This is a genomic window from Arthrobacter humicola, assembly GCF_022803015.1.
Taxonomy (GTDB): domain Bacteria; phylum Actinomycetota; class Actinomycetes; order Actinomycetales; family Micrococcaceae; genus Arthrobacter; species Arthrobacter humicola_A.
On sequence record NZ_JAFKON010000030.1, the window covers coordinates 1 to 1429 of the forward strand.

The 1429-nt window shown below is 65.6% G+C and carries 2 protein-coding genes; both read right to left on the bottom strand.

Features of this window, described 5'->3' with window-relative positions:
• Positions 1-452: 452 nt before the first annotated feature.
• Positions 453-803: a DUF3846 domain-containing protein gene (locus ARTB_RS21300; protein WP_243182272.1), complete on the bottom strand. Its 351-nt coding sequence runs from the start codon at positions 801-803 to the stop codon at positions 453-455.
• A 76-nt stretch (positions 804-879) separates the two neighbouring features.
• A complete protein-coding gene (locus ARTB_RS21305) occupies positions 880-1308 on the bottom strand; it encodes a hypothetical protein (protein WP_243182273.1) in 429 nt (142 codons plus the stop codon).
• Positions 1309-1429 lie beyond the last annotated feature (121 nt).

Sequence of the window (1429 nt, forward strand, 5' to 3'; positions counted from 1 at the left end):
GCCGACGGAGCCCTGTCTACCGAAGGCAAGGGGGAGGAAATTCCCGGAGGAAATCAGCGACGCAGGAGCGCCGGAGGGAAATTCCTGCACCGCAGGCCCTGGGAGGAACGACCGGGGCTAGACGGGGAGGAGCGGACGCCTAGAATCCGGAGGACAGCAACCAAAAGACGTCGTAGACAAGACAGGGCCGGGTGCGACGGAGCTCTGCGACGGCGTACCTGGACCCAACAGCCGGCCGCGCCAGCGGACGCCCTGGGGTGAGCCCTGCGAACCATTTAAGAGCACCCCGGGATCTGCACCTGTTGTGCTGCAGCCGGCTTGCCGCGCCGTCCTGGCTCCCGCTCATGACCCTGCGGTTGGCGGTCCGCCGCCGGTAACCAGAAGCGGGAGCCGGCCACGACGGCGGACCGCCAGCGGTGACCGTCCCGGAAGGCCGGCCACCGTCCTGGGTGTCAGTTCACCGGTTGGTGCAGTCCGAAGAGTTGCTGTGCCAGGTCCATCAATTCCTCGGGTACGTCGGCCTCGCCGCCGTCGTCCGTCTCGCCCAGGAACACCGCGTTCCCGCAGTAGACATCGGTCAGGACTCCGGTCTCTTCAAGGACCAGCTGAGCGGCGCGGCGGTTAGGGGCGAGGTTCAGAATTTTGCCTTCCTCATTGACGTAGAAGTGCCAGTCGTAGCCGCTCACGGCTTCGATGTTCCCGGCCACGAGGCTTTGCAGGTTCTCCAGTGATGCGTCGATGGTTTCGACCCGTGCGGGTTCGCGTCCGTCGGCGGGGATGATCAGGGCGGTGCAGGTGCTCATCAAGTGTGTCCTCTCAAGTGGTGCGGTGGGGTGCGGTGCCCCGCCGATAGCGGCGGGGCACCGGCTCTGGCGCTGGTTAGGCGGCGTTGACCGTGTAGGGCATCCGGTAGCGGGACGGAAGTTCCGCGGCGGCTTCCGGGAGGTCGTCCGGGCCGTGGGCCTGTCCGTTCTTCCAGTGGAAGAACGCCTGTTCGGTGATCGCGTCCCATTGCCGGGCCTTGGTCCGGTAGAACGTGCAGCTGACGTCTCCCTCGCAGTAGGTGGCGACTCCGAAGAGGTTGCCGATGCTGTCAGCGGTCCGGGTGGCGGCGACCATGACATAGGGCCACTGGCCGAGATCCCAGCCGTCGCTCCCCCAGCTGGGGATGACTGCCCAGCCTTCGGCTTCGATGAGTTCCATCCAGTCGTAGCCGTCGTTCATGTGGTAATCGCCCAGCACGGTCACGCCGTCGATGGTCTCCCCGGTGTCTTTAGTGGTCACCGTCTTGGTTGCTACTGCGTTCATGGTGTTGCTCCTTTTTGCCCAAGGATTCGGCGGGTGGGGCGGCTCAGATGACCGGCCAGCGTCCCCTCTCCCCCCGTTGTTTTTTGGTTGCTGGCAAGCTCGCTTGCTCGGCGGCCGACGG

Bases quoted from the DNA above. Each gene is read 5' to 3' on its own strand.
- ARTB_RS21300 (WP_243182272.1), bottom strand. From the start codon at position 803: ATGAGCACCTGCACCGCCCTGATCATCCCCGCCGACGGACGCGAACCC.
- ARTB_RS21305 (WP_243182273.1), bottom strand. From the start codon at position 1,308: ATGAACGCAGTAGCAACCAAGACGGTGACCACTAAAGACACCGGGGAG.